Origin of the sequence: Burkholderia lata (assembly GCF_000012945.1) — a bacterium.
In the GTDB taxonomy this organism is placed as follows: domain Bacteria; phylum Pseudomonadota; class Gammaproteobacteria; order Burkholderiales; family Burkholderiaceae; genus Burkholderia; species Burkholderia lata.
Genome location: NC_007509.1, coordinates 1,187,231 through 1,209,110, shown reverse-complemented (window position 1 = coordinate 1,209,110; position 21,880 = coordinate 1,187,231). Strand labels below are relative to the sequence as shown.

Annotated in this window: 21 protein-coding genes; 11 read left to right on the top strand and 10 right to left on the bottom strand. The window is 67.3% G+C overall.

Annotated elements, in window-relative coordinates; genetic code table 11:
- Window positions 1-6: 6 nt before the first annotated feature.
- On the top strand, window positions 7-558 hold the full coding sequence (locus tag BCEP18194_RS05130) for a DNA-binding protein (protein ID WP_244272799.1): 552 nt from the start codon (window positions 7-9) through the stop codon (window positions 556-558).
- Window positions 559-617: 59 nt separating this feature from the next.
- On the opposite strand, the gene BCEP18194_RS05125 is transcribed toward BCEP18194_RS05130, so the two are convergent.
- Together BCEP18194_RS05125 and BCEP18194_RS05120 are read right to left on the bottom strand one after the other, a co-directional pair.
- The gene (locus BCEP18194_RS05125) at window positions 618-1,514 is read right to left on the bottom strand and encodes an NAD(P)-dependent oxidoreductase (protein WP_011350262.1); all 897 of its coding nucleotides are present in this window, start codon (window positions 1,512-1,514) and stop codon (window positions 618-620) included.
- Window positions 1,515-1,685: 171 nt separating this feature from the next.
- A complete protein-coding gene (locus tag BCEP18194_RS05120) occupies window positions 1,686-2,939 on the bottom strand; it encodes a LysR family transcriptional regulator (RefSeq protein ID WP_011350261.1) in 1,254 nt (417 codons plus the stop codon).
- 497 nt (window positions 2,940-3,436) lie between these two features.
- Between BCEP18194_RS05120 and BCEP18194_RS05115 the strand changes: the two genes are divergently transcribed.
- The 8 genes from BCEP18194_RS05115 to BCEP18194_RS05080 all read left to right on the top strand — a co-directional run bounded on the left by BCEP18194_RS05115 (window position 3,437) and on the right by BCEP18194_RS05080 (window position 12,661).
- Window positions 3,437-3,946, top strand: coding sequence for a hypothetical protein (locus tag BCEP18194_RS05115; protein ID WP_085964589.1), 510 nt, complete (start codon window positions 3,437-3,439; stop codon window positions 3,944-3,946).
- Window positions 3,947-4,027: 81 nt separating this feature from the next.
- On the top strand, window positions 4,028-5,332 hold the full coding sequence (locus BCEP18194_RS05110) for a gallate dioxygenase (protein WP_011350258.1): 1,305 nt from the start codon (window positions 4,028-4,030) through the stop codon (window positions 5,330-5,332).
- 128 nt (window positions 5,333-5,460) lie between these two features.
- Complete coding sequence (locus tag BCEP18194_RS05105) at window positions 5,461-6,810, top strand: MFS transporter (protein ID WP_041492512.1); 1,350 nt, start codon at window positions 5,461-5,463, stop codon at window positions 6,808-6,810.
- Between the two features lie 73 nt (window positions 6,811-6,883).
- The gene (locus tag BCEP18194_RS05100; protein WP_011350256.1) at window positions 6,884-7,909 is read left to right on the top strand and encodes an amidohydrolase family protein; all 1,026 of its coding nucleotides are present in this window, start codon (window positions 6,884-6,886) and stop codon (window positions 7,907-7,909) included.
- A 2-nt stretch (window positions 7,910-7,911) separates the two neighbouring features.
- The gene (locus tag BCEP18194_RS05095) at window positions 7,912-8,595 is read left to right on the top strand and encodes a 4-carboxy-4-hydroxy-2-oxoadipate aldolase/oxaloacetate decarboxylase (RefSeq protein ID WP_011350255.1); all 684 of its coding nucleotides are present in this window, start codon (window positions 7,912-7,914) and stop codon (window positions 8,593-8,595) included.
- 14 nt (window positions 8,596-8,609) lie between these two features.
- The gene (locus BCEP18194_RS05090) at window positions 8,610-9,317 is read left to right on the top strand and encodes a substrate-binding domain-containing protein (protein ID WP_011350254.1); all 708 of its coding nucleotides are present in this window, start codon (window positions 8,610-8,612) and stop codon (window positions 9,315-9,317) included.
- Between the two features lie 226 nt (window positions 9,318-9,543).
- Complete coding sequence (locus tag BCEP18194_RS05085; RefSeq protein ID WP_011350253.1) at window positions 9,544-11,352, top strand: tannase/feruloyl esterase family alpha/beta hydrolase; 1,809 nt, start codon at window positions 9,544-9,546, stop codon at window positions 11,350-11,352.
- 91 nt (window positions 11,353-11,443) lie between these two features.
- Complete coding sequence (locus tag BCEP18194_RS05080; protein ID WP_011350252.1) at window positions 11,444-12,661, top strand: porin; 1,218 nt, start codon at window positions 11,444-11,446, stop codon at window positions 12,659-12,661.
- A 74-nt stretch (window positions 12,662-12,735) separates the two neighbouring features.
- On the opposite strand, the gene BCEP18194_RS05075 is transcribed toward BCEP18194_RS05080, so the two are convergent.
- The 3 genes from BCEP18194_RS05075 to BCEP18194_RS41075 all read right to left on the bottom strand — a co-directional run bounded on the left by BCEP18194_RS05075 (window position 12,736) and on the right by BCEP18194_RS41075 (window position 14,444).
- Window positions 12,736-13,845, bottom strand: a complete 1,110-nt coding sequence (locus tag BCEP18194_RS05075; RefSeq protein ID WP_041492668.1) for a polyamine ABC transporter substrate-binding protein — start codon at window positions 13,843-13,845, stop codon at window positions 12,736-12,738.
- Window positions 13,846-14,086: 241 nt separating this feature from the next.
- Entirely contained in the window at window positions 14,087-14,287 is a 201-nt protein-coding gene (locus BCEP18194_RS42025) for a hypothetical protein (protein ID WP_425266312.1), read from the bottom strand.
- On the bottom strand, window positions 14,223-14,444 hold the full coding sequence (locus BCEP18194_RS41075; RefSeq protein WP_157687125.1) for a hypothetical protein: 222 nt from the start codon (window positions 14,442-14,444) through the stop codon (window positions 14,223-14,225). Before BCEP18194_RS41075 ends, BCEP18194_RS42025 begins: the two co-directional genes overlap by 65 nt.
- 349 nt (window positions 14,445-14,793) lie before the next feature.
- On the opposite strand from BCEP18194_RS41075, the gene BCEP18194_RS05070 reads away from it, so the two are divergent.
- Window positions 14,794-15,675, top strand: a complete 882-nt coding sequence (locus BCEP18194_RS05070) for a hypothetical protein (RefSeq protein ID WP_011350249.1) — start codon at window positions 14,794-14,796, stop codon at window positions 15,673-15,675.
- Between the two features lie 55 nt (window positions 15,676-15,730).
- Here BCEP18194_RS05070 and BCEP18194_RS41070 read toward each other — a convergent pair whose 3' ends face one another.
- Window positions 15,731-16,111, bottom strand: a complete 381-nt coding sequence (locus BCEP18194_RS41070) for a hypothetical protein (protein WP_157687124.1) — start codon at window positions 16,109-16,111, stop codon at window positions 15,731-15,733.
- A 14-nt stretch (window positions 16,112-16,125) separates the two neighbouring features.
- Window positions 16,126-17,106, bottom strand: a complete 981-nt coding sequence (locus BCEP18194_RS05065) for a bifunctional helix-turn-helix transcriptional regulator/GNAT family N-acetyltransferase (RefSeq protein ID WP_011350248.1) — start codon at window positions 17,104-17,106, stop codon at window positions 16,126-16,128.
- A gap of 267 nt (window positions 17,107-17,373) precedes the next feature.
- Between BCEP18194_RS05065 and BCEP18194_RS05060 the strand changes: the two genes are divergently transcribed.
- On the top strand, window positions 17,374-17,748 hold the full coding sequence (locus tag BCEP18194_RS05060) for a hypothetical protein (RefSeq protein ID WP_011350247.1): 375 nt from the start codon (window positions 17,374-17,376) through the stop codon (window positions 17,746-17,748).
- 40 nt (window positions 17,749-17,788) lie between these two features.
- Here BCEP18194_RS05060 and BCEP18194_RS05055 read toward each other — a convergent pair whose 3' ends face one another.
- From BCEP18194_RS05055 to BCEP18194_RS05050, 3 genes are all read right to left on the bottom strand, one after another.
- On the bottom strand, window positions 17,789-20,224 hold the full coding sequence (locus BCEP18194_RS05055; RefSeq protein WP_011350246.1) for a PEP-utilizing enzyme: 2,436 nt from the start codon (window positions 20,222-20,224) through the stop codon (window positions 17,789-17,791).
- A 7-nt stretch (window positions 20,225-20,231) separates the two neighbouring features.
- The gene (locus tag BCEP18194_RS41065; RefSeq protein WP_157687123.1) at window positions 20,232-20,393 is read right to left on the bottom strand and encodes a hypothetical protein; all 162 of its coding nucleotides are present in this window, start codon (window positions 20,391-20,393) and stop codon (window positions 20,232-20,234) included.
- A gap of 255 nt (window positions 20,394-20,648) precedes the next feature.
- Entirely contained in the window at window positions 20,649-21,833 is a 1,185-nt protein-coding gene (locus BCEP18194_RS05050) for an acetyl-CoA C-acyltransferase (RefSeq protein ID WP_011350245.1), read from the bottom strand.
- Window positions 21,834-21,880 lie beyond the last annotated feature (47 nt).

Sequence of the window (21,880 nt, the reverse complement as noted above, 5' to 3'; positions counted from 1 at the left end):
ACCACGATGCAACAGCAGAACAGGACGATCGGCGTGATGGGCTCGGGCAAGGAGCCGTGGCTCGCGTTTTCGGAGCCGCTCGGCGCCTGGCTCGCGCAGGCCGGTTTCAACCTGCTGACCGGCGGCGGGCAGGGCGTGATGCTGGCGGTCGCACGCGCGTTCGCCGGCGTGCCGGGGCGGGCCGGCCGCTCGATCGGCATCCTGCCGACGCACGCCGATCCGCTCGCGGGTTTCGTGCCGCTCGACGGCTATCCGCATCCGTTCGTCGACATCCCGATCCTCACGCCGCTGCCGCGCCGCGAGCCGGACGCCGCCCCGGATACGATCAACCGCAACTACGTGAACGTGCTGAGCAGCGACCTGATCGTTGCGCTGCCGGGTGGGCATGGCACGGCCGAGGAGATTGCGCTCGCGCAGCGCTGGGGCAAGCCGCTCATCTGCTTCGGGCCGGACGGTGCGTTTCGCGAGCTCGCGGTGGGGGCCCCCTGCACGTCGTCGCTCGACGACGTGATCCGCTTCGTGGAACACGCGTTTTCGGCGGAGCAGGCGCTTCGCTAGCGGATTGAACGGCGTCGACCGCGTTCGTCGCGATGTCGGCGCGGCGGCGTGGCCGGTTTCTACCGTTGCCGGCCGTCCAGCAGGTCGAGCGTCTGCGCCCAGTCGAACGGCAGCAGCGCGTCGTAGTCGAGCCCGCGCTCGGCCATCCTGTCGACGAAGCGATCCTGCACACGCACGCATGCCGCGCTCATCTCCGGCGCGATGCCGCCTTCGCGCAACGTCTCGCACACTTCGCGCATCTCCGCCGCGCGCCGGCGGCCGTGTTCGGCGACGCGGCCGATCAGGTAGCCGGGCAGGTCGGGCGACGTCGCGAACTGGTCGAATGTCTGCCGCAACGACGCGAGCACGAGCGCGTCGGCGCCGTACGCGCGAGCGGCGCTCAGGCATTCGACGGTCAGCGCTTCGATGCCCTTGATCATCACGCTGCGGCACATCTTGGCCGCCGACGCGACGCCGACCCGAGCCGACACGGCCCGGGCATTGAAGCCGAGCGCCTTCAGCTCGTATGCAATCGCTTCGGCCTGCGGACCGCCCAGCAGCATCGGCACGGCGAGCCCGTACGGCGGCACGGGCGCCATCACGGCTGCTTCGACATAGTGGCCGCCGGCGGCTTCGATCCGTTGCTGGCCGTGCTGTTTCATCGCCGGCGATACCGAGTTGATGTCGATGAAAGTCTGGCCCGGCCGGATGCACGCGGCCACGGCGTCGGCGACGTCGGCATCGGACGACGCCGTGACGGCGGAGACGATCCACCGCACATCGCGGACTGCATCGGCGAGGGTGGGTGCGACCCGCACGTTCAGGCGCGCGGCCCTGTTGCGCATCGCCGGCGCGGCGTGCGCGTCGTCGAGCAGCCGGTCGTACATCGTCACGCGCACGTTTCGCGCGGCCAGTGCGCCGCCCAGCAGGCCGCCGGCTTCGCCGAATCCGATGAATGCGATCGTCGAATCGTTCATGCGTGTCGCTCCTTCACGATTGGGGATAGCGGCCGTCACGACGGACGGTATCCGGCGCGCTTATGACGGCGCCGCGAATCGATGCCGCGCCGACCGGCCACTGCGGGATATTGTCGGTTCGTCGCAGAAGCGCATGCAATGCGAACCCGCCGCGACAGCCATGCGCTTTCCTTATCGCCCGACGGCAGCATGCGGCGCGCGCGCCACCTCGGTCGCCACGATGCGGATCGCGTCGATCAACGCGCGGGCGGCCGGTGACGGCGGGCTGCCGGTGCGCGTCATCAACCCGATATCGCGCGTCGTCTCGCGCATCGGCGGGACGTCGAGCACGGCCAGCAAGCCCGAATCGCACTCGTAACGCAGCTGCTGAGCGGACAGCACCGCGAGCATGTCGGTGTGCAGCAGCAGGCCGCGGATCACCGCGAGGTCGGCCGTCTCGACCGTCGGCATCGGCGGCCTGAGCTTCATCCGTCGGAACAGCGCTTCGAACAGGCCGCGTGCGGGCGAATGAATGCGCGGCAGGATCCATTGCGCACTGGCGAGGCTCTTGATGCCGAGGTTGCGCACGCTGGCGAGCGGATGATCGCGCCGCGCCAGCACGACGAGGCTCTCCGACATCAACCGTTCGTTTCCGAGGTCGTTCGTCGGGTCGCTCGCGCGCAGCGCGCCGAGGATGAAGTCGATATCGCCCGCGCGCACGCCCGCGACGAGCGCTTCGTATGCGCTTTCGTCGGTGATCACGCGCACCTTCGGGAAGCGCGTGACGACGCGTGCGACGGCCTCGGGCAGCATCAGCGTGCGGCCGAGCGGCAGCGCGCCGACGGTCACGACGCCCTGGATGCTGCCGTGCAGCGCCGCGACGTCGTCGGCGACATGCCGCAATTCGTTCAGCGCGCGCCGCACGTGCAGCAGGAACGTTTCGCCGTCGGTCGTCAGCAGCAGGCCGCGCGGATGGCGATGGAACAGCGCGAATCCCGCGCCGCTTTCGAGAATCCGGATCGCGCTGCTGACGGCCGGCTGCGTGACGCCGAGCGTGCGTGCGGCGCTCGGCATGTGCCGGTGCCGCGCGAGCGTCGAGAACAGTTGAAGCCGCCGCGTGTTGAGCAGGTAGGCGGGCAGCCCGCCCTCGGCCGAGGCCCGCCGGCGCGACTGGCGCAGCGCGCACCAGTTCGCCAGCTCGCCGAGTTCGGCGAACACGCGCTCGCCGCGCTTCAACACCGCGCGTCCGACCGGCGTCGCGAGCATGCCCGACGGTTTGCGGTCGAACAGCGGCTCGCCGAGCGCCGTTTCGATTTCCTGCACGGCGCGCGTGACGGCCGATTGCGCACGAAACAGCGTCGCGGCCGCGCGGCTCACGCTGCCGGTGTCGGCTACACGCTGCACCGCGTACAGGCAGGCGAGGTTCGGGAGTTCGGTGTCGTCCATGGGCGGTCGGGTGCGGACGGGCCGCGTGGCATGCCGGTGGGGGCGCAATGCACCGGCGGCAGATGTCGAACGACTTTACCGGAACGGCGGCGCAGCAGCTTGCATCGTGCTTATCGGCCTATCTGTTTTGTTTATCGGGTTCGGCGAGCGGGGGCCGATGGCGGGGCCGGCGGCCCGGTGCGAGCCCGGGCGCGGGCGCCATATCCGGCGGGCGTTCCGGCGATCCGTCGGATGAATGGCGTCGTGCCGAACGGCGCAGACGTCATGCCAATTCGACGAAATTTAAGGGTTTCCCCCGACTACGTGGTGCGATCGGCGGTTGCGTACTTTCGATCCCGGCAGCCGCATCGGCGCAGTTGCCGGCGTAGCGGACCGCCATCTGATTCATTGTTTGTCCGACCACCCCGGGCGTTCCGCGAGCGATGCGCCCATCTGACGAGCGAGGCAGTGCAATGGGACGACAGCAGACGTTGGGAGCCGGAAAGCCGGCGGGCGGCATGCACGCCGATGTATCGCCGGACCGGGCCGTGTGGGCGGATACGGTGCGCGCGGGCGTTCGCGGCGGCCTGGCCGGCGCGGTGCTGATCTGGGTTTACGAGGCGCTGGTCTGGGTCGGCGCGCAGCACCTGATGCCGCTGGCCGGCATCCCGCGCAACGCGACGGGGCTCGTGTTCGGCAAGGGCGTGCAGGACGCGCTCGGCATCGGGTCGTATTTCATCGGCACCGCGATTCATTTCGCGTTCGCGATGGCGTGGGGCATCGTGTTCGCGGCGATCTGGCCGTGGTTCCGCCGGCGCGGCTTCGAAGCGACGTTCGTCGCGCTGTTCTTTGCCATCGTCGCGTGGATCGTGATGCACGTGATGATCATGATCGCGTCGAGCAACCACCCGAACTACTTCGACCCGAACGTGATCATCGGCGGGTTCATGTCGCACTTTGTCTTCACCGTCCCGCTCGCGCTGGTCGTCAAGCGCAGCCTCGCGCCGCAACCGCGCGGCTACGCGTAAGCCACGGGCGCGCACCATTCATTCTGTCGCGGACGGCCAGGCGGGCCGGGCCGCAATCGAGCATCACGAAGGAGCATTGGCATGGCACGCATCATCGGGGGCATCGCGGCCTCCCACACGCCCACGATCGGGTTCGCGTTCGACAAGAACAAGCGCGACGACCCCGTGTGGGCACCGATCTTCGAGAACTTCGCGCCGCTGGCCGCGTGGCTCGCCGACCGGCGCCCCGACGTGCTGCTGTTCATCTACAACGACCACGTCACGTCGTTCTTCTTCGATCACTACTCGGCGTTCGCCCTTGGCGTCGGGCCGCAGTGGCATCCGGCCGACGAAGGCGGCGGCGCGCGCGACCTGCCGCCGATCGCCGGGCACCCGGCGTTTGCCGCGCACATCGGCCAGTCGCTGATGGCCGACGAGTTCGACATGTCGTTCTTCCAGAACAAGCCGCTCGATCACGGCTGCTTCTCGCCGCTGTCGGTGCTGTGCCCGCACCAGCCCGACTGGCCGGTGCGACTGGTGCCGCTGCAGATGGGCGTGCTGCAGTTGCCGGTGCCGTCCGCGCGCCGCTTCTACCGGCTCGGCCAGGCGCTGCGCCGCGCGATCGAAAGCTATCCGGAAGATCTGCGCGTCGCGATCGTCGCAACGGGCGGGCTGTCGCACCAGGTGCACGGCGAACGCGCCGGCTTCAACCATCCCGAATGGGACGCCCGCTTTCTCGACCTGCTCGAGCGCGATCCTGAACGTCTCGCCGGCATGCCGCTCGCCGAATACGCGACGCTCGGCGGCTACGAAGGCGCCGAGGTCGTGATGTGGCTCACGATGCGCGGCGCGTTGCCGGCCGGTGTCGTGTGCCGGCATCGCAGCTATTACCTGCCGTCGATGACGGGCATCGCGACGGCCGTCTACGAGCCGGCGGATACCGACATCGACACGGCGGCGGCCGAACGGCACCGGCAGCGGATCGCGGCCGAGCTCGCCGGCGTCGAGCAGTTGCCGGGTACCTATCCGTTCACGATCGCGAAGGCCGTCGACGCGTACCGGATCAACAACTACCTGCACCGGATGATCGAGCCCGCGCATCGCGCGCTGTTTCTGAGCGACCCCGAAGCGAGTTTCGACGCGGCCGGCCTCAGCGAACAGGAGCGCGACCTGATCCGCCGGCGCGACTGGCCGGGCCTGCTGCGTTACGGCGTGATCTTCTTCCTGCTGGAAAAGCTCGGCGCGGTGACGGGCGTTTCGAACCTGCACATCTACGCGGCGATGCGCGGCGAATCGCTGGAGGCGTTCCAGCGCACCCGGAACGCGCCCGGCGCGCTGTACTCGGTCGCGGGCAAGAGCGCGGGGCCGCTCGGCTGGGATGGTGCGGAGCAGCCGCACAACACGTGACGGGTGACGGGTGACGAAGGCGCGTGGCTATGCGCCTTCGTCTCGCGAATTCGGCGCCGTATCAAGTCATATAAATAGGATGACGAATCGAAATGATCGATCGTCGCCAAGGAGACAGGAGAGACATGATGGGAAACGGAAGGGTAATCGACATCAAGTCGTTCATCGACGACCGGCCGGTGACACGCTATCAGTGGCTGCTGGTCGTGCTGTGCTGCCTCGTCGTGATCGCCGACGGGATGGACGTCGCGATCATGGGCTTCGTCGCGCCGTCGATCATCCATGACTGGGCGATCTCGCGGCCCGAGTTCGGGCTCGTGATGAGCGCGGCGCCGATCGGCCTGGTGATCGGCGCGCTGGTGGCCGGCCCGAGCGCGGACCGGTTCGGGCGCAAGCGCGTGCTGATCGCGTCGGTGTTCCTGTTCGGCGTGTTCACGATCGTGACCGCCCAGGCACACACGCCGTTCGAGATGGCGATGCTGCGGCTGCTGACAGGTATCGGCCTCGGCGCGGCGATGCCGAACACGACGACGCTGCTGTCGGAGTACGCGCCGAAGCGGATGCGCGCGCTGATGATCACCGTGATGTTCACGGGCTTCAATCTCGGCTCGGCGCTGATCGGGTTCGTCGCGGGCTGGCTGATTCCGTTGCACGGCTGGCGCGCGGTGCTGCTGTTCGGCGGCACGCTGCCGCTGCTGCTGATTCCGCTGCAGCTGTGGCTGTTGCCCGAATCGGCCCGGCTGCTGGCCGTGCGCGGCGCGCCGTCGCAGCGCATCGCCGCGTTGCTGAACCGCGTGTGCGGCGGGCAGTTCGCCGGCAACGAAACATTCGTGTCGAACGAACCGCCGCTGCCGACGCGCAGGCCGATCGGCGTGCTGTTTTCGCAAGGCTACGGGTTCGTCACCGTGTCGCTGTGGATCACGTATTTCATGGGCCTGCTCGTGATCTACCTGCTGACGGGCTGGCTGCCGACGCTGATCAAGGATGCGGGCCTGTCCGTCAGCACAGCCGCGAACGTGACCGCGATGTTCCAGATCGGCGGCACGATCGGCGCGATCGGCGTCGGCTGGCTGATGGACAAGGTGCGGCCGGCGCCGGTGATCGGCGCCGCGTATCTCGGCGGCGGGCTGTGCGTGGCCGTGCTCGCATGGGCCGGTGCGCTGTCGTCGTCGCTCGCGCTGCTGGTGTTCGCGGCCGGCTTCTTCATGAGCGGCGCGCAGACGGGGCTGAACGCCTATGCGCCGGGACGCTACCCGACGGTTGCGCGTGCCACCGGCGTGAGCTGGATGCTCGGGATGGGGCGCTTCGGCAGCATCTTCGGCTCCGCGATCGGCGGTGCGCTGCTGGGGCTCGGCTGGAAGTTCGACGCGATCCTGTCGATGCTCGCGGTGCCGGCCACGCTGGCCGCGATCGCGATCATGACGTCGCAGCGCGCCCCCGCGCCCGAACCGCAGGAACTGGAAAACCCGGCGCACTGAGCGCGCCGCGTCGCGCCGAACCGGCGCGGCGGCCGGCAGGCGGCGGAACACGTATTCACACGCAGGAGTTGCAATGATCATCGACATTCACGGCCACTACACCACCGCGCCGAAGGCGCTGGAGGCGTGGCGCAATCGCCAGGTCGCGGCGATCAACAGCCCGTCGGAGCGGCCGAAAGTCTCCGAGCTGCACATCGGCGACGACGAGCTGCGCGAATCGATCGAGCTCAACCAGCTCCGACTGATGCGCGAGCGCGGCCTCGACCTGACGATCTTCAGCCCGCGCGCGAGCTTCATGGCGCATCACATCGGCGATTTCAGCGTGTCGAGCACGTGGGCCGCCGTGTGCAACGAGCTGTGCCACCGCGTGCACCAGCTGTTTCCCGATCACTTCGTGCCGGCCGCGATGCTGCCGCAGAGCCCGGGCGTGGATGTCGCGACCTGCATTCCGGAGCTGGTCCGGTGCGTCGATGAATACGGCAACGTCGCGATCAACCTGAATCCCGATCCGTCCGGCGGCCACTGGACGAGCCCGCCGCTGTCGGACCGCTACTGGTACCCGGTCTACGAGAAGATGGTCGAGTACGACATTCCCGCGATGATCCACGTGAGCACGAGCTGCAACGCGTGCTTCCATACGACGGGCGCGCACTACCTGAATGCCGATACGACGGCGTTCATGCAGTGCCTGACTTCCGACCTGTTCCGCGATTTCCCGACGCTGCGCTTCGTGATTCCGCACGGCGGCGGCGCGGTGCCGTATCACTGGGGACGGTTTCGCGGGCTCGCACAGGAGCTGAAGAAGCCGCTGCTGAAGGATCACCTGCTGAACAACGTGTTCTTCGACACGTGCGTGTATCACCAGCCCGGCATCGACTTGCTGACCGGCGTGATCCAGGTCGACAACATCCTGTTCGCGAGCGAGATGATCGGCGCGGTGCGCGGGATCGATCCCGACACCGGCCACTATTACGACGACACGAAGCGCTACATCGATGCGTCGTCGCTCGATGCGCACGCGCGCCACAAGATCTACGAAGGCAATGCACGGCGCGTCTATCCGCGCCTGGATGCACAACTGAAAGCGAAGGGGCAGTGATCATGAACGAACTCGGCGTGGTTTACCGCACGATCCACCGCGCGGACGCGGACGTCGCCGCGCGGCTCGGTGCGCTCGGCTCGGCGACGGTGCACGAGGCGATGGGCCGCACCGGCCTGATGAAGCCATACATGCGGCCGATCTACCCGCGCGCGCTCGCGTCCGGCACGGCCGTCACCGTGCTGCTGCATCCGGGCGACAACTGGATGATGCATGTCGCGGCCGAGCAGATCAGGCCGGGCGACGTGGTCGTCGCGGCGATCACCGCCGACTGCACCGACGGCTATTTCGGCGACCTGCTCGCAACGAGCTTCAAGGCGCGCGGCGCGCAGGCGCTGATCATCGACGCGGGCGTGCGCGACGTCGCGGTGCTCGAGGCGATGCAGTTCCCGGTGTGGAGCAAGGCGATCTCCGCGAAAGGCACGATCAAGGCGACGCTCGGCTCGGTGAACGTGCCGGTCGTGTGCGCGGGTGCGCTCGTCCATCCCGGCGACGTGATCGTCGCGGACGACGACGGGGTGGTGGCGGTGCCTGCCGCGCGAGCCGCTGACGTGCTCGACAAGGCGATCGCGCGCGAGACGAACGAAGCCGCGAAGCGCGCGAAGCTCGCGTCGGGCGTGCTGGGCCTCGACATGTACGACATGCGCGAGCCGCTGCGCCAGGCCGGCCTGCGCTATATCGACTGATGGGGGCGGCGGAGATGACGCGGACTGCATGCGCGACGACAACGGTCGCCGGCATTTCGTCGATGGCGACGCGGCCGGTGCTGGCACGACTGGCGGCCGCCCATGCGGACGAAACGGGGTGCCGCGTGTCGATCACATCCGTCGGCGGTGTCGACGCGACGCGGCGCGTGCGGGCCGGTGAGCCGTTCGATTTCGTCGTGCTTGCAGCCGACGCGATCGAGCGGCTTGCGGCCGATGGCCATGTCGACGGAAGCACCCGGGTGGATGTTGCGCGTTCCGGCATCGCGGTCGCGGTGGCGGCAGGCGCGGCGCGGCCGGAGATCGGCACCGAAGCGGAGGTGCGCGACACGATCCTGCGCGCGGACCGGATCGGCTATTCGACGGGGCCGAGCGGCGCGCACCTGAATCGCCTGTTCGTACGCTGGGGCATCGCGGACGCGATTGCGCCGCGCATCGTCCAGGCGCCGCCCGGCGTGCCGGTCGGCGAGCTGATCGCGGCGGGCGAGGTCGATCTCGGCTTCCAGCAGTTGAGCGAGCTGATGCATGTGCCGGGCCTCGACGTCGTCGGCGTATTGCCGGAAGCCGTTCAGGCCGTCACGGTGTTTTCCGCAGCGGTGTGCCGTACGGCACACGATCGCGCGGCTGCCGCACGGTTTCTTGCTTACCTGGCATCGCCGCAGGCCGATCGCGCCAAGCGCGAACACGGGATGGAGCCGGCGTAGGGCGGAACGGTGCCGGCGCGGCGGCGGCGCGCCGGAATCGATAAACGGATCAGATGGGAATCGGTTTTCTTCGCAACGCGTGTACGCAGTGAGCTTAGTTATGCTGATGAAGAGGGCGGTCGCATGAAGGTTCGATTCACTCGAGGTATCGCAGACGTTTCGTGAAATCGCCGCATCGCCACCTGACGACGATGCGGCAAGCCAACCAGAACGACAGGAGACAGGAATGCAGACGAACTGCAGGGCAGGGTGGAGCGTGCGCGCGGCAGGCATGCGGCGCGATGCGCTGATCCGGATGCTGGCGATCGGCATGATGGCGTTGTGCGCGATGTTGGCCGGCTGGTCGAGCGCGGCGAGCGCTGCCAGTGCCGCGAGCGCGGCCGGCGGCCTCGCGAATCTTCCGGCGGTGATGCCCGCGATGTCGTGCCCGGCTGTCGCGGCGCTCGACCTGAGCGGCGTGACCGACGGCACCGTCACGATTACGTCGGCGGTGCTGCTGCCGGCCGGCACGGTCGTCGGCAACAACACGCTGCCGGCACCCGTGTGCGACGTGAAAGGCACGATCGGGCCGGGCGCGTCGCTGTTCGAGCTGCAACTGCCGACGCAGGGCTGGACACAACGCTATCTGCAGACGGGCTGCGGCGGACTGTGCGGCAACCTGTCGGTCAACGCGCCGATGGCGTCGACCTGCGTGCCGGTGACCAACGGGACGATCGCGATGGCCGCGACCGACATGGGCCATGAAGGCGGTAACGATGGTTCATGGGCGCTCGACCCGAAGGCGAAGCTCGACTTCGCGTATCGCGCCGAGCATGCCACCGCGCAGGTGGCCAAGGCGATCATCGGCAAGTTCTACGCGCGGCCCGCGCGCTATGCGTACTTCGACGGCTGCTCGGACGGCGGCCGCGAAGCGCTGATGGAAGCGCAGCGCTTTCCCGACGATTTCGACGGCATCGCGGCCGGCGCGCCCGCGAACGACGTGATCGTGCAGAACACGTTCCATCACGCATGGCCGGCCGCGGTCAACACGGACCCGAAGACGGGCAATGCGATCCTGCTCGCCGGCAAGCTGCCGATGCTGCATGCGGCGGTGCTCAAGGCGTGCGACGGGCTCGATGGCGTGGTCGACGGCGTGATCGACAACCCGCGCGCGTGCCGGTTCGATCCCTCGACGCTGGTGTGCGCGGCCGGTCAATCGACCGCGACGTGCCTGACGCCGCAGGAAGCCGACGTCGTGCGCCGCATCCACGACGGCGCGACCACGGCGAACGGCACGCGTCTCGAACCGCTCGTGTCGCGCGAATGGGGCTCGGAGCTGAACTGGAGCCTGTTCGTGCCGGCAACCGCCACCGCGCCGAGCGGCACGATCAGCTTCGTGCTGCCGTTCCTGCGCTATCTGGACTACTACAACGCGTCGTACCCGTCCGCGACGATCGACGACCTGAAGTTCACGCTCGACGCATTCGCGAAGACGGTGCCGGTGTCGAACTACCTGGCCGCGACCGATCCGGATCTCGGCCACTTCGCGGGCCGCGGCGGCAAGCTGCTGCTGTGGCATGGGCTCGAGGATCAGCACATCTCGCCGCGTTCGAGCATCGCGTATTACGAAGCGATGAAGAAGACCATGGGCGATGCGCAGGTCGATCGCTTCGCACGCTTCTACCTGTTCCCGGGCGTCGCGCACTGCGGCGGCGGGCAGGGGCCGGACGTGTTCGACGTCCTCACGCCGCTGATGGCGTGGACCGAGACGGGCGCGACGCCCGGCAAGATCGTCGCGTCGATCGTCGATGCGAACGGCAACACGACGCGCACGCGTCCGGTGTTTCCGTATCCGGCCACCGCGCGCTACACGGGCAGCGGCAGCACCGACGACGCGGCGAACTTCGTCGCCGATACGCCGAAGGCCGACCCGTACGTCGACCTGCACTGGGCCGGCGAATGGCTGTACTCGCCGGGCTACGAGGCGCAGTGCCGGGTCAGTGGTTCGCAGCTCGTCTGCACGGGCGGCAACGGCTGGCGTGCGTACCGTCCGTAACGTCCGTAACGTCCGTAACGTCCGTGAGCAGGCGGCACGCAACCATCAAGACAATTCATTCACTCGAGAAGACAAGGAAGGAGACAGATACATGAAGCAACAGGCATTGCGGATGGCGCTGACGTCCGGCGTCGCGCTGGCCGCTGTCGCGCCGGCGTTCGCGCAGAGCAGCGTCACGCTGTACGGGATCGTCGACAACGGCATCGGCTACCAGAGCAACGCGACGACGGTCGGCTCGACGAGCGGCGGGAAGTCGGTCGTCAGGATGAACCAGGGCGTGTGGGCCGGCAGCCGCTTCGGGCTGAAGGGCAGCGAGGATCTCGGCGGCGGCACGAAGGCGATCTTCACGCTCGAATCGGGCTTCAATTCGGCGACGGGCGCCGCGCAGTACACCGACGCGATCTTCGGGCGCCAGGCGTGGGTCGGGCTGACCAACACCACGTACGGCACGCTGACCGCCGGCCGGCAATATGCGTCGTATTACCAGACGATGTCGCCGTTCAGCCCGACCACGTGGATCACCGGCTACTACGGCGCGCACCCGGGCGACGTCGACGGGCTCGACACGATCTACCGCGCGAACAACACGATCGAGTATACGTCGCCGAAATGGTACGGCGTGACGCTGAGCGGTTCCTACTCGCTCGGCGGCGTAGCCGGCAGCACGAACGCCGGCTCGACGTGGGCAACCGGCATCCAGTACGCGGCCGGCCCGTTCGGCGCCGGCGTCGCGTTCGAGCGCGTGAACAACGCGAACACGGCCGGCGGCGCGTGGGGCGCGAACTCGACGACGTCGAACGGCGGTTCGCAGATCGGCGTGTCGGCGGTCACGAACGGCTACCAGACCGCGAAGGCGCAGCAGCGGTTCGCGGTGGGCCTCAGCTACCGGTTCAGCGATGCGTGGGACGCGACGGCGACGTACACCAACACCGAGTACATCCCGGGTGCAGCGTCGAAGTTCTTCAATACCGCGGTCTTCAACACGGCCGGCGCGGTGCTGCACTGGAAGCCGTCGGCGGTCTGGGATTTCGGCGCGGGCTATGCGTACACGCGTGCGACGGAATCGAACGGCATCACCGACAGCGCGCAGTATCACCAGTTCAACCTGTCGCAGTACTACTCGCTGTCGAAGCGCACGGGGCTGTACCTGCTCGAAGCGTACCAGCACGCGAAGGGCAAGACGCTCGGCACGAGCGGCGCGGGCAGCATCGTCGACGCGACCGCGACGCTGGGCGACGGGTTCAACACGGCGCCGTCGTCGACCGGCAACCAGTTCGGATTCGGCGCAGGGATCATCCACCGGTTCTGATGCGAGCGTGACCGTACGCGCCTCCGGCCTGGACGGCCGGAGGCGCGGCGTCGCGTCCCTTCATGCGATGGCGCTCAGCGGCCCGTTTTCAACTGCGCCCACAGCCGGTTCTGCAGCCGGCGAATCTCGGGCGGCATCGGCTTGAGCAGCGTCATCTTGCTCAGCACCTCGTCGGCCGGATACACCGACGGATCGCGTGATATCGCGGGCTTCACGTACTGGCGCGCGGCCTTGTTCGCGGTCGGATAGAACACCGCGTTGGTGATGCCGGCATTGACCTTCGGATCCTGCACGTAGTTGATCCACTTCAGCGCGGCGTCGCGGTTCGGCGCGTCCTTCGGGATCACCATCATGTCGAACCACAGCAGCCCGCCTTCCTTCGGGTTCGCGAAGCGGATCTCGTACGGGCGCTTCGCTTCGGCGGTACGACGGTGCGCGATGCCGACGTCGCCCGAATAGCCGAACGCCACGCACAGATCGTTGTTCGCGAGATCGTTGATGTAGCCCGACGAGTTGAACTGCGTGATGTACGGGCGCACCTTCTTCAGCACCTCGTACGCCGCGCGATAGTCGGCCGGGTTCGTGCTGTTCGGATCCTTGCCCATGTACTGCAGCGTGGCCGCGAACACGTCGACGGCCTGGTCGAGGAACGACACGCCGCAGCTTTTCAGCTTCGCCATGTTGGCCGGATCGAACACCAGCGCCCAGCTGTCGACCGGCGCCTTGTCGCCGAGCACCTTCTTCACGGCCTGCACGTTGTAGCCGATGCCGTCGGTGCCGTAGGCCCACGGCACGCCGTACTGGTTGCCCGGATCGGCATCGGCGACCATCTTCATCAGCAGCGGATCGAGGTTCGACAGGTTCGGCAGCTTCGACTTGTCGAGCGGCTGGTAGACGCTGGCCTGGATCTGCTTGGCCATGTAGTTCGACGTCGGCACGACGATGTCGTAGCCGGAATTCCCCGACATCAGTTTCGCCTGCAGCGTGTCGTCGCTGTCGTAATTGTCGTAGCGGACGTGGAGGCCCGTCTGCTTCTGGAAGGTCGGGATCGTGTCCGGTGCGATGTAGTCGGACCAGTTGTAGATGTTCAGTTCGCCGGCCGCGTGGGCGGTCGTGCCGGCAGCCGCGGCGGCCGACAGGATGGCGGCGGTTGCCATGGCGCGGCGAAGCGTGCGGATTCGCATGACGTAGTCTTCCATTTCAGTGCGCGTGTCGATCCGCGAGGGGCGGATCGTTGTGCGACGGTTCATCGGATGAAGCGGGCGTGCGCGACCGCCGCTCGCGGTGTGCGAGCGTGGTGCACGGCGATCAGGAGTCCGTTCGATTGCGATCCGGATCGCGCGAAAACGAAGCGCGAGCCGTTCCCGTCACCGGTCGGATGACGCGGCGAGCAGATCGAACGGAGTCGGGGAAAGGGGCGGGGCGCTAAGGCAGCAGCGATGCCACGTCGTCGGTATGGATCGCGACGTAGGCACGCGCGGCGACGGCGTTGTGACGGCGAACGGAGCGTCGGGACAGGATGGTGTAGATCGACAGAGACAGGCGAGGGCTTTGCCAGCCGTCACTGTCGTCGGAGGACGCGATCGTCGCGCGCAGGTTTCGCGCATCGCCTCGTCTCCACCGCACCAGCGGGCCACGGAATCTCACGATTACTCTCGACCGGGTTGTTGAAAGTATTGAACACCTGGCGATTCGCCAGCGACTGCCGTTTCAGGTTTCGGTCATCGCACTTGCCGCGCGGCGGCATCGGCTTTGCGACGCGAATTGAAAGCTTGGCGGACACCTGAATCGCCTGAAAATGACGCTTCCATGAATCATCAGGTAAATCACTGTAAGGATGTCTCAGGATTTTCCCTAATCATTCGAAGGCCGTGGAAGGCGCGTGGTGCGATGGCGATGCCGGTCGAACCGCGCTCGCGAAGGGGGCTTTGCCGGTGTGGATACGCTCGAAGTGATGAGAATATTCGACGGCTTGCGGCGCGAATTGCACCGGACGATGGCCGGAAAGGCAGCCGAAAGACCCTGATGACAAGGTTTGTAAAGTCGGACAGAATGCGTCGGCCTGTCGTGCGTTGGTGAAAGTCGTTCCGAAAAAAACAACCATCCGATCATCCCGACTGGGGGCCCGCGATATGTCCCATCCCGTGTTTCTGGAGAGCCCGCCGTGGCCGCGCATGCCTGAAGGCCGCAAAGGCGAATTGCCCGCCTATTTCGCGGCGGGCGGCCCGTCGCTCGAAGCGAACGCGTTCGTGCCGCTGTTCTGGCGCGTGCTGTTCGGACCCGACGACGTGCGCTTCGCCTATCGCATCGACGATTTCGATCCGGAAGACCAGGCCGACGAACTCGACGAATATCTGGAAGGCGCGACGCCCGAGGAGCGCGACGCGCGCTATCCGTATCTGGTCACGACGAAGGCGAGCGCGCTGGCGCGTGCGGCCGCACGCCGCGACAACCTCGTCGAATTGCTCGGTGAGCGCTACCGTTCGATCTACGACGCATTCGTCGACTACGTCGCGATCGCGTTCGGGGAATTCGTGCTGGTTCGCACGAGCGGATTGCCGATCGCGCACGACGACACGCACGCATTCGCCACCGAACTCGCGCAGGTCGCGATGCTGGAGCGGCAGAAGGAACCGGACGCGGGCCTGGCCCGCGAGATCCAGGAACTGCGTCGTGCACTGGATGCCGACGCCGTATGGCGGGTGACGGGATCGGGCGACGCGCACGCCGATGTCCACCCGTGGCCGAGCCATGCGCTGGCCGATGCGTTTCCTGCGTGCGCGCCGCGCGCGAGGTCGGCGGCGCCGATCCCGCACGATGTGGCAGACAAGCCGCGCTATCGGCCGAGAAACCGGCTGGACAACGTGCTTGAATGGGGCGCGGCCTGCGTGTTTGCGGCCGCGTTCATCGGAACGTGGATCACGACGAAGTCGATCTGGCTCGCAATCGTGGTGACTGCCGTCGTGACCGCAATGCTCGTCTGGGGCATCGTGCGCGTGCAGCGTGTCAAGTGATGCGTCTGCCGCGCGTCGCGTTATGCGTTCGCCCTTTACATCGAGCGCGACGCGTTCATCCTGTTCCGACGACGTCGTCTGCCGCAAATCCCGATGAAATCCTGGAGTGACGTCCTAATTGCAGCCGATCCGCCCGTACGATTTCGATGAGTACATTTTCATTTTTAAGCATTTGTGTCGCTATCACCTTTGTCGTCGGGTGGTCGATCGTTTTTCTGACAAGAATATTCAGGAAGAAGCAAATCACCTGGGGTGACGTCAAGACGTGGATCAAGAACGTATCCGATTCGCTCTTCGGGATGGGGTAGCGCGACAAGCGTGTGGGTGGGTTGCCATACACGTTTCGCAGCGCCCATTGAAAATCGTGGGCCGATTGCCGGCAGCGCGAGACGGTCGTGTCGACAGACCATAAGGGCACGCGCAGCGAAAACGGCAACGTCCCGTCGACCCTCAACCGCTCGACGGCCCCGGCCGGCTGAAGCGCTGCTCGACCACCTCGGTTCCCCAATGCGTACCCGCGGATTCGTCGGTCAGCGTGAAGCCGAACGACTCGTAAAGATGGCGCGCCGAGTCCAGCCCCTTGAACGTCCACAGGTAGGTTTCGAGAAACCGCTGCGCATCGACGAAGCGCATGGCTTCCGTCATGAGCCGGCGGCCGATGCCCGACCCGCGCAGCGCATCGTTCACGATGAACCAGCGCAGGTGCGCGACGCCCGTTGCCGGGTCACCGTTGATCGCGAGCGACGCGAGCGTCCGTCCGTCTTCCTGGCATAGCCAAAGCGCCTTGCCGTCGGCCGGCAGCGCACCGGCGAACTCGGCCAACTCGGTCGCCACCCGCTTTTCGAAAAAGGCGCCGAAGCCCCAGTGTTCCGAATAAAAACGCGCGTGAAGGCCCGCGATATCGCCGATACAGCCCGGTTGGTAGCCTTCGCGGATCGATGGCGCATCGAGTGCCGCGGCGGGCGCCTTGGCGGCGTTGTCCTGCGCGAGTGCATCGGCGTACAGCGCGAGCGAGCGCAGCAGTGCCTGCTGGTCGGCGGGCACCATGCGGCGCAGCGCATTCGACACCTGATCCGTCGCGAACGTGTCGATTCGCTTCTGGAGCTTTTTTCCGTCGGCGGTCAGGTACAGCTCGATCGCGCGCGCATCGTCGCTCGACACGCGCCGCTCCACGACCCCGGCCGCTTCGAGCCGGGCGAGTTGCCGGCTCGTGTTCGACTTGTCCAGCCGCAGGATGTTGCCCAGATCGCGGGCGTTGATGCCGGGCGCCATCCCGATCTCGAGGATCGCGTGGACCGCCGAAGGCGCCCAGTCGCTGTCGGCCAGCGTCGCGCGCATGAAGCCGAGCTCGCGAACCAGTTTGCGGGAGAAGTCGCGCAGCTCGAGGATGGTGGCTTCGCGAGGCTTGGCGGGAGCGTCGATGAGGTCCATGGTTGGCCCGAAAAGGTTGCGGATCGCAATCAATAATAGTTGCGAGTCGCAACTTGATCAAGGCGGATTTTCAGGGGGACGGGTTGTGCCGGGCGCGGTGTTTCCGGCGCCCGGAGTCGGCGTGAAGCGACGCGGCGGCGAGTGGTACTGGCGCGGATGGCGGAGTGCCGCGAACCGGTCGCATACTGGGTGTATCCGGACGGCCTGCGATGCGAACGTGGGCGTCGGCCGGTCATCGATCCGCGGCCGCGGACAATGGAGCTCACCATGAACCATCTGAAGCCGATCACGATTGCGTTGCTTGCCGGATGCGGCATCAGCGCCGGCGCGGCCTACGCTGCCGGCAGCATGGATGCGCCGCCTTGCAGCGCGGCGCATGCGGCGGATCAGGGCGGGATCGCCGCGATGCCGGGCACGTCGGTCCGCAGCTTTTCGACCGCCGGTTGCTCGGGCGCGGTGCTGCAGGGCGAACGGGCCACCGCGACAGTCAACGGCGACCGGGTCGAACTGCGGGACGGCACCGTCTACGTGAACGGCCGTTCGTACGGCGCCGTCACGCCCGCGCAAACGGTCGAATACGAAGCCGCGCACGACCGGCGCACGTTGAAGGTCGACGGAGTCGTCCGCACGCCGGTACGCTGAGCAGCAGTCCAGTCCCAGGCGCGCGGCAACCGCGCCGTGCTCATTCGACCAGCGTCAGCCGGCCGTCGCTGAGCCGCACCTCGCGCCCGATCCACGCGGCATCGACGCGCGGCAGCACGGCTGACGGCTTGCGCAGCTCGCGCAGCAGCGTCGCGCCGTGCGACAGCCGGCCGCCCATGCGCGCAATCACGGCGCGAGCGGCCTGGTATTGCGCGTGCCGGCCCGGATCGAGCGTGTCTTCCAGCAGGATGTCGTGGCCGAGCACACCTTGCGTGTGGCCCGGATAAATCATGAAGCCGGCTGCCTCGTCGGTGCCTTCGCTGCCGTCCTGCCAGAAGCTGCCGTTGCGTTCGCGGCGATCGGGATGGGGCGCGAACCACGCGTCGCGGTCGGCAGCCGGCATCGCGTGATGCAGGCGGAAGAACACACGCATCAGGTTGTCGCGATACCACTCGCGTACCTGCAGATACCAGCCGCGCATGCCGGGCGCGCCGAGCGTGTGGAGCATGCGGACCGGCAGCGGCCAGTCGGGAAACGCCTGCAGCGGCAGGTCGGTGGGTGCGGGCCGTGCGGTGCCCGGGTCGGTTTCCCACGGCAGCCGATGCGGGCTGTGGTCGAGCTGGCCGTATGCGGTCGGTGGCCGGCCCCACAGTGCGCCGCCGCTGCTGGCCAGCGATGACGCGATGCACAGGTTGCCCTGCACGACGAACACGTAGAAGCGCGTGAACCAGTCGGCCAGTTGCTGGCCGTCGGCGCGTTGCGCGACGAGCGTCGCGAGTTCCTGGTCGAAGCGCTGCAAGCCGCGCTCGAGTGTCGGCAGATGTCCGCGCGCGACGCGCAGCATGCGCCAGAACACCGGCAGCGAACGCAGCAGCCGCAGCGGGCGCCAGCGCAACGGCGGCGTCGCGCCGCCGATCTCGCCGCTGTAGTTGCCGGCCGACACGCCCCAGTCGGCGAGACGGGCGAGGAACAGGTCGTTGTTGATGTACGACGCACCGCCATAGAGCGCGGTGAATGGTTCGTTATCCTGCAGTACGCGTGCATCCCAGCGCGCCATGATGGCGGGGATGCTGCCGGCCGCGCGTCGTTGCGCATACTCGACCAGCCGGCTCGGCTGCGGCGGCAGGATCTCGGCGATGTTGGCGGCGGTCAGGTGTCGATGCCAGCCGTAGCTGCTGATCGGACGGTACTGCAGCAGCCACAGCTGCTGGCCGTCCCACGCCCATTCGACGTCGCCCGGCACGTAGTGGAACGCGCGCAGCACGCGCTGCAGGAAGGCCCACAGCTGCGTCGCGCTCAGGCCGTGCGCGGCCGGGAACGTGCCGCGCTGCCAGGGCTCGCCGAGCCGCGACAGGATCGCGCGTTGCGGGCTGGCCTGTCCGTCGGCGAGCGTTTCGAGGTGGCCTTCCACCCACTCGACCTCAACCGCGAGATGCCGCACGAAGGCAATGCCGGACAGCACCGGCGTGATGAAGCGCTGCACGACCGTTTCCTCGAGGCCGCCATCGAGCAGCTCGGCCACGCGGGCGGCCGCCTGCGCTGCCGGTACGCGCAGGAACGTCGTGTGCAGGCCGGCGTTGGCCGCGTCGGCCTGGTCCTCACCGTGGCTCGACGAGCGGATCGCCCACTCGGCATCGGGCTGGCTCGCGAGAAAGCCGGGCAGGCGCGGATCGTCCGCGCGGGTCAGCGACAGCGCGGGCGGCACGGGCAGGCCGGCCATCGTGGCCAGCGCGAGGCGCCCGCCCTTGGTGTGCGCGACGAAGCCGGCATCGCCCGCTTCGAGCCATTGCACGAATGCCGCCGGTGCGTCGATCCACGGGTAGTGTCCCCAGCCGGCCTGCAGCGTGACGGTGAGGTTGGCGCGTGCGAGGATGGCCGACCACGCGGCGGCCTGGCGCACGCCGAGCACGTTGTCCTGGTCGCCCCACACGAGTTCGATCCGATCGGCGACCCACTCGAGCAGCGGCAGCGCGGTATCGGCACGCACGAGATCCCAGTGCGGCAGGAACGCGCGGCAGCGCGCATAGCCGGCGCCCATGCGGCGGTATTGCGCATGTGTCCAGGTGAGGTTCGAGAACTTGCGGGCGAACAGCGTCGGGTAGTGCGCGAGCAGCCAGTGGATCGTCTTGCGCAGCGGTTTCGGCGCCATCAGTTTCGGCAGGCGCCGTTCCCACAGGAATGCGCCGACGGGCGCGAGCAGCACGCTGCGGCTGAAGTGGCCGGGGCGTCGCTGCAATGCGTGCAGCACCAGCAGCGCATTCACGCCGACCGCCATGATCGCGTGGCCCGGCTCGGTCGCGTCCAGCAGCGCTTGCGCGTACGCGGCGAGATCTTCGCAGGGCGGTGCGGGGTTGTCGCCGAAGCCCGGCAGTTCCAGCGGCACGGGCCGGTAATGCCGGAAGTGGGGCAGTGCATCGTCCCACCAGTCGGCCGCGCTGCCGTTGCCGGCGAGGAGGTACAGGATCGGTTTGCTCATGGAAGCGTCATCGGCGGGCGATCGTCGCGATGGCGCGCGCGGTCGAGGCGGCGCGGCGCCGTTTGCGGATGCCACGGGTCTTGTTCGTGTTGTCTTGTTCGCGTTGCGCCGGTGCGAGTGGAATGGCGAAGCGGCCCCGCTCGGCTTGATGCTTGATTGTCGCGGGCATTCTACGCGAGTCGGTTCCATGCGATCTTCATTCCGCGTGGCGGATTGTCAGATGCGTGATCGATGCGTATGCCGGGGGGCGATTGAAAGAGATGCGTTGCGACCGGATCGGGATCCGGATTGAAATGCGCACTTCTGCGGGATGAGTGACAAGCGAGGGCTTGCCGGCTGGGAGTTCGACAGACGCTCGCTTGATCGATAAAGCAAGAGGAGGCGGTATCGGGCGAATGGCACCGCCGCCTCGTGGCGCGACGTGTCAGGCGACTTCAAACAGACCGGCTGCGCCCATTCCCCCTCCCACGCACATGGAGACGACCACGTAGCGCACACCACGTCGCTTGCCTTCGATCAGCGCATGGCCGACCAGGCGCGCGCCGGTCATCCCGTACGGATGCCCGATCGAAATGGCGCCACCGTTGACGTTGTACCGGGCCGGATCGATGCCGAGCTTGTCGCGACAGTACAGTACCTGGCAGGCAAATGCCTCGTTCAGCTCCCACAAGCCGATATCGTCGATCGTCAGTCCGTGAAGTTTCAGCAGCTTCGGAATCGCGTAGAGGGGGCCGATGCCCATCTCTTCGGGCGCGTTGCCGACGACGGTCATGCCACGATAGATGCCGAGCGGTGTCACGCCGAGTTGCTGCGCGGTTTTCGCGTTCATCAGCACGCAGGCGCTGGCGCCATCCGAAAGCTGGCTGGCATTGCCGGCTGTCACGACGCCGCCGTCGACCACCGGCGCGAGGGCGCCGAGCGATTCAAGCGTCGTGCCGGGACGGTTCCCTTCATCCTGGGCGAGCGTGACTTCCTTCAGCGACGTCTGGCCGGTGGCTTTGTCGACAACCAGCATCTGCGTGGTGATCGGGACGATCTCGTCCGAAAAGCGGCCTTCCGCTTGCGCGGCGGCAGTACGAAGCTGCGAATCGAGCGCGTACTGATCCTGTACTTCCCGTGAGATCCCGTACTTGCGGGAAACGAACTCGGCGGTCTCGAGCATCGACATGTAAGCCGTGGGCTGCGCGGTCAGCACATTGGGATCCTGCTCGGCACGCATCCATTCGAAGTAGCGATTCTGTACGGCAGAGATGTTTTCCTGTCCGCCCGCGACGACGACTTCCATCCCGTCAACCATGATCTGCTTGGCGGCAGTCGCGATTGCCATCAGGCCGGATGCGCACTGACGGTCGAGCGTTTGCGCGCCGACTGAATGGGGCAAGCCGGCCGCCAGGACGCCGTTGCGGGCGATGTTGAGGCTGGCCGTTCCGGCGTTGAGCACCGATCCGATCACGGCATCTTCGATACGGTCGGGCTCGACGCCCGCGCGCAGGACAGCATGCCGGATGGCATGGCCGAGGAGGGTGGGCGAGTGCGTCGCGTTGAATGCGCCGCGATACGCCTTGCCGATCGGCGTGCGCGCGGTGGAAACGATAACGGCATCAGTCATTTGACTTCCTTGTGAATGGAATGGCGAAAATGAAATGGAATCGCGAT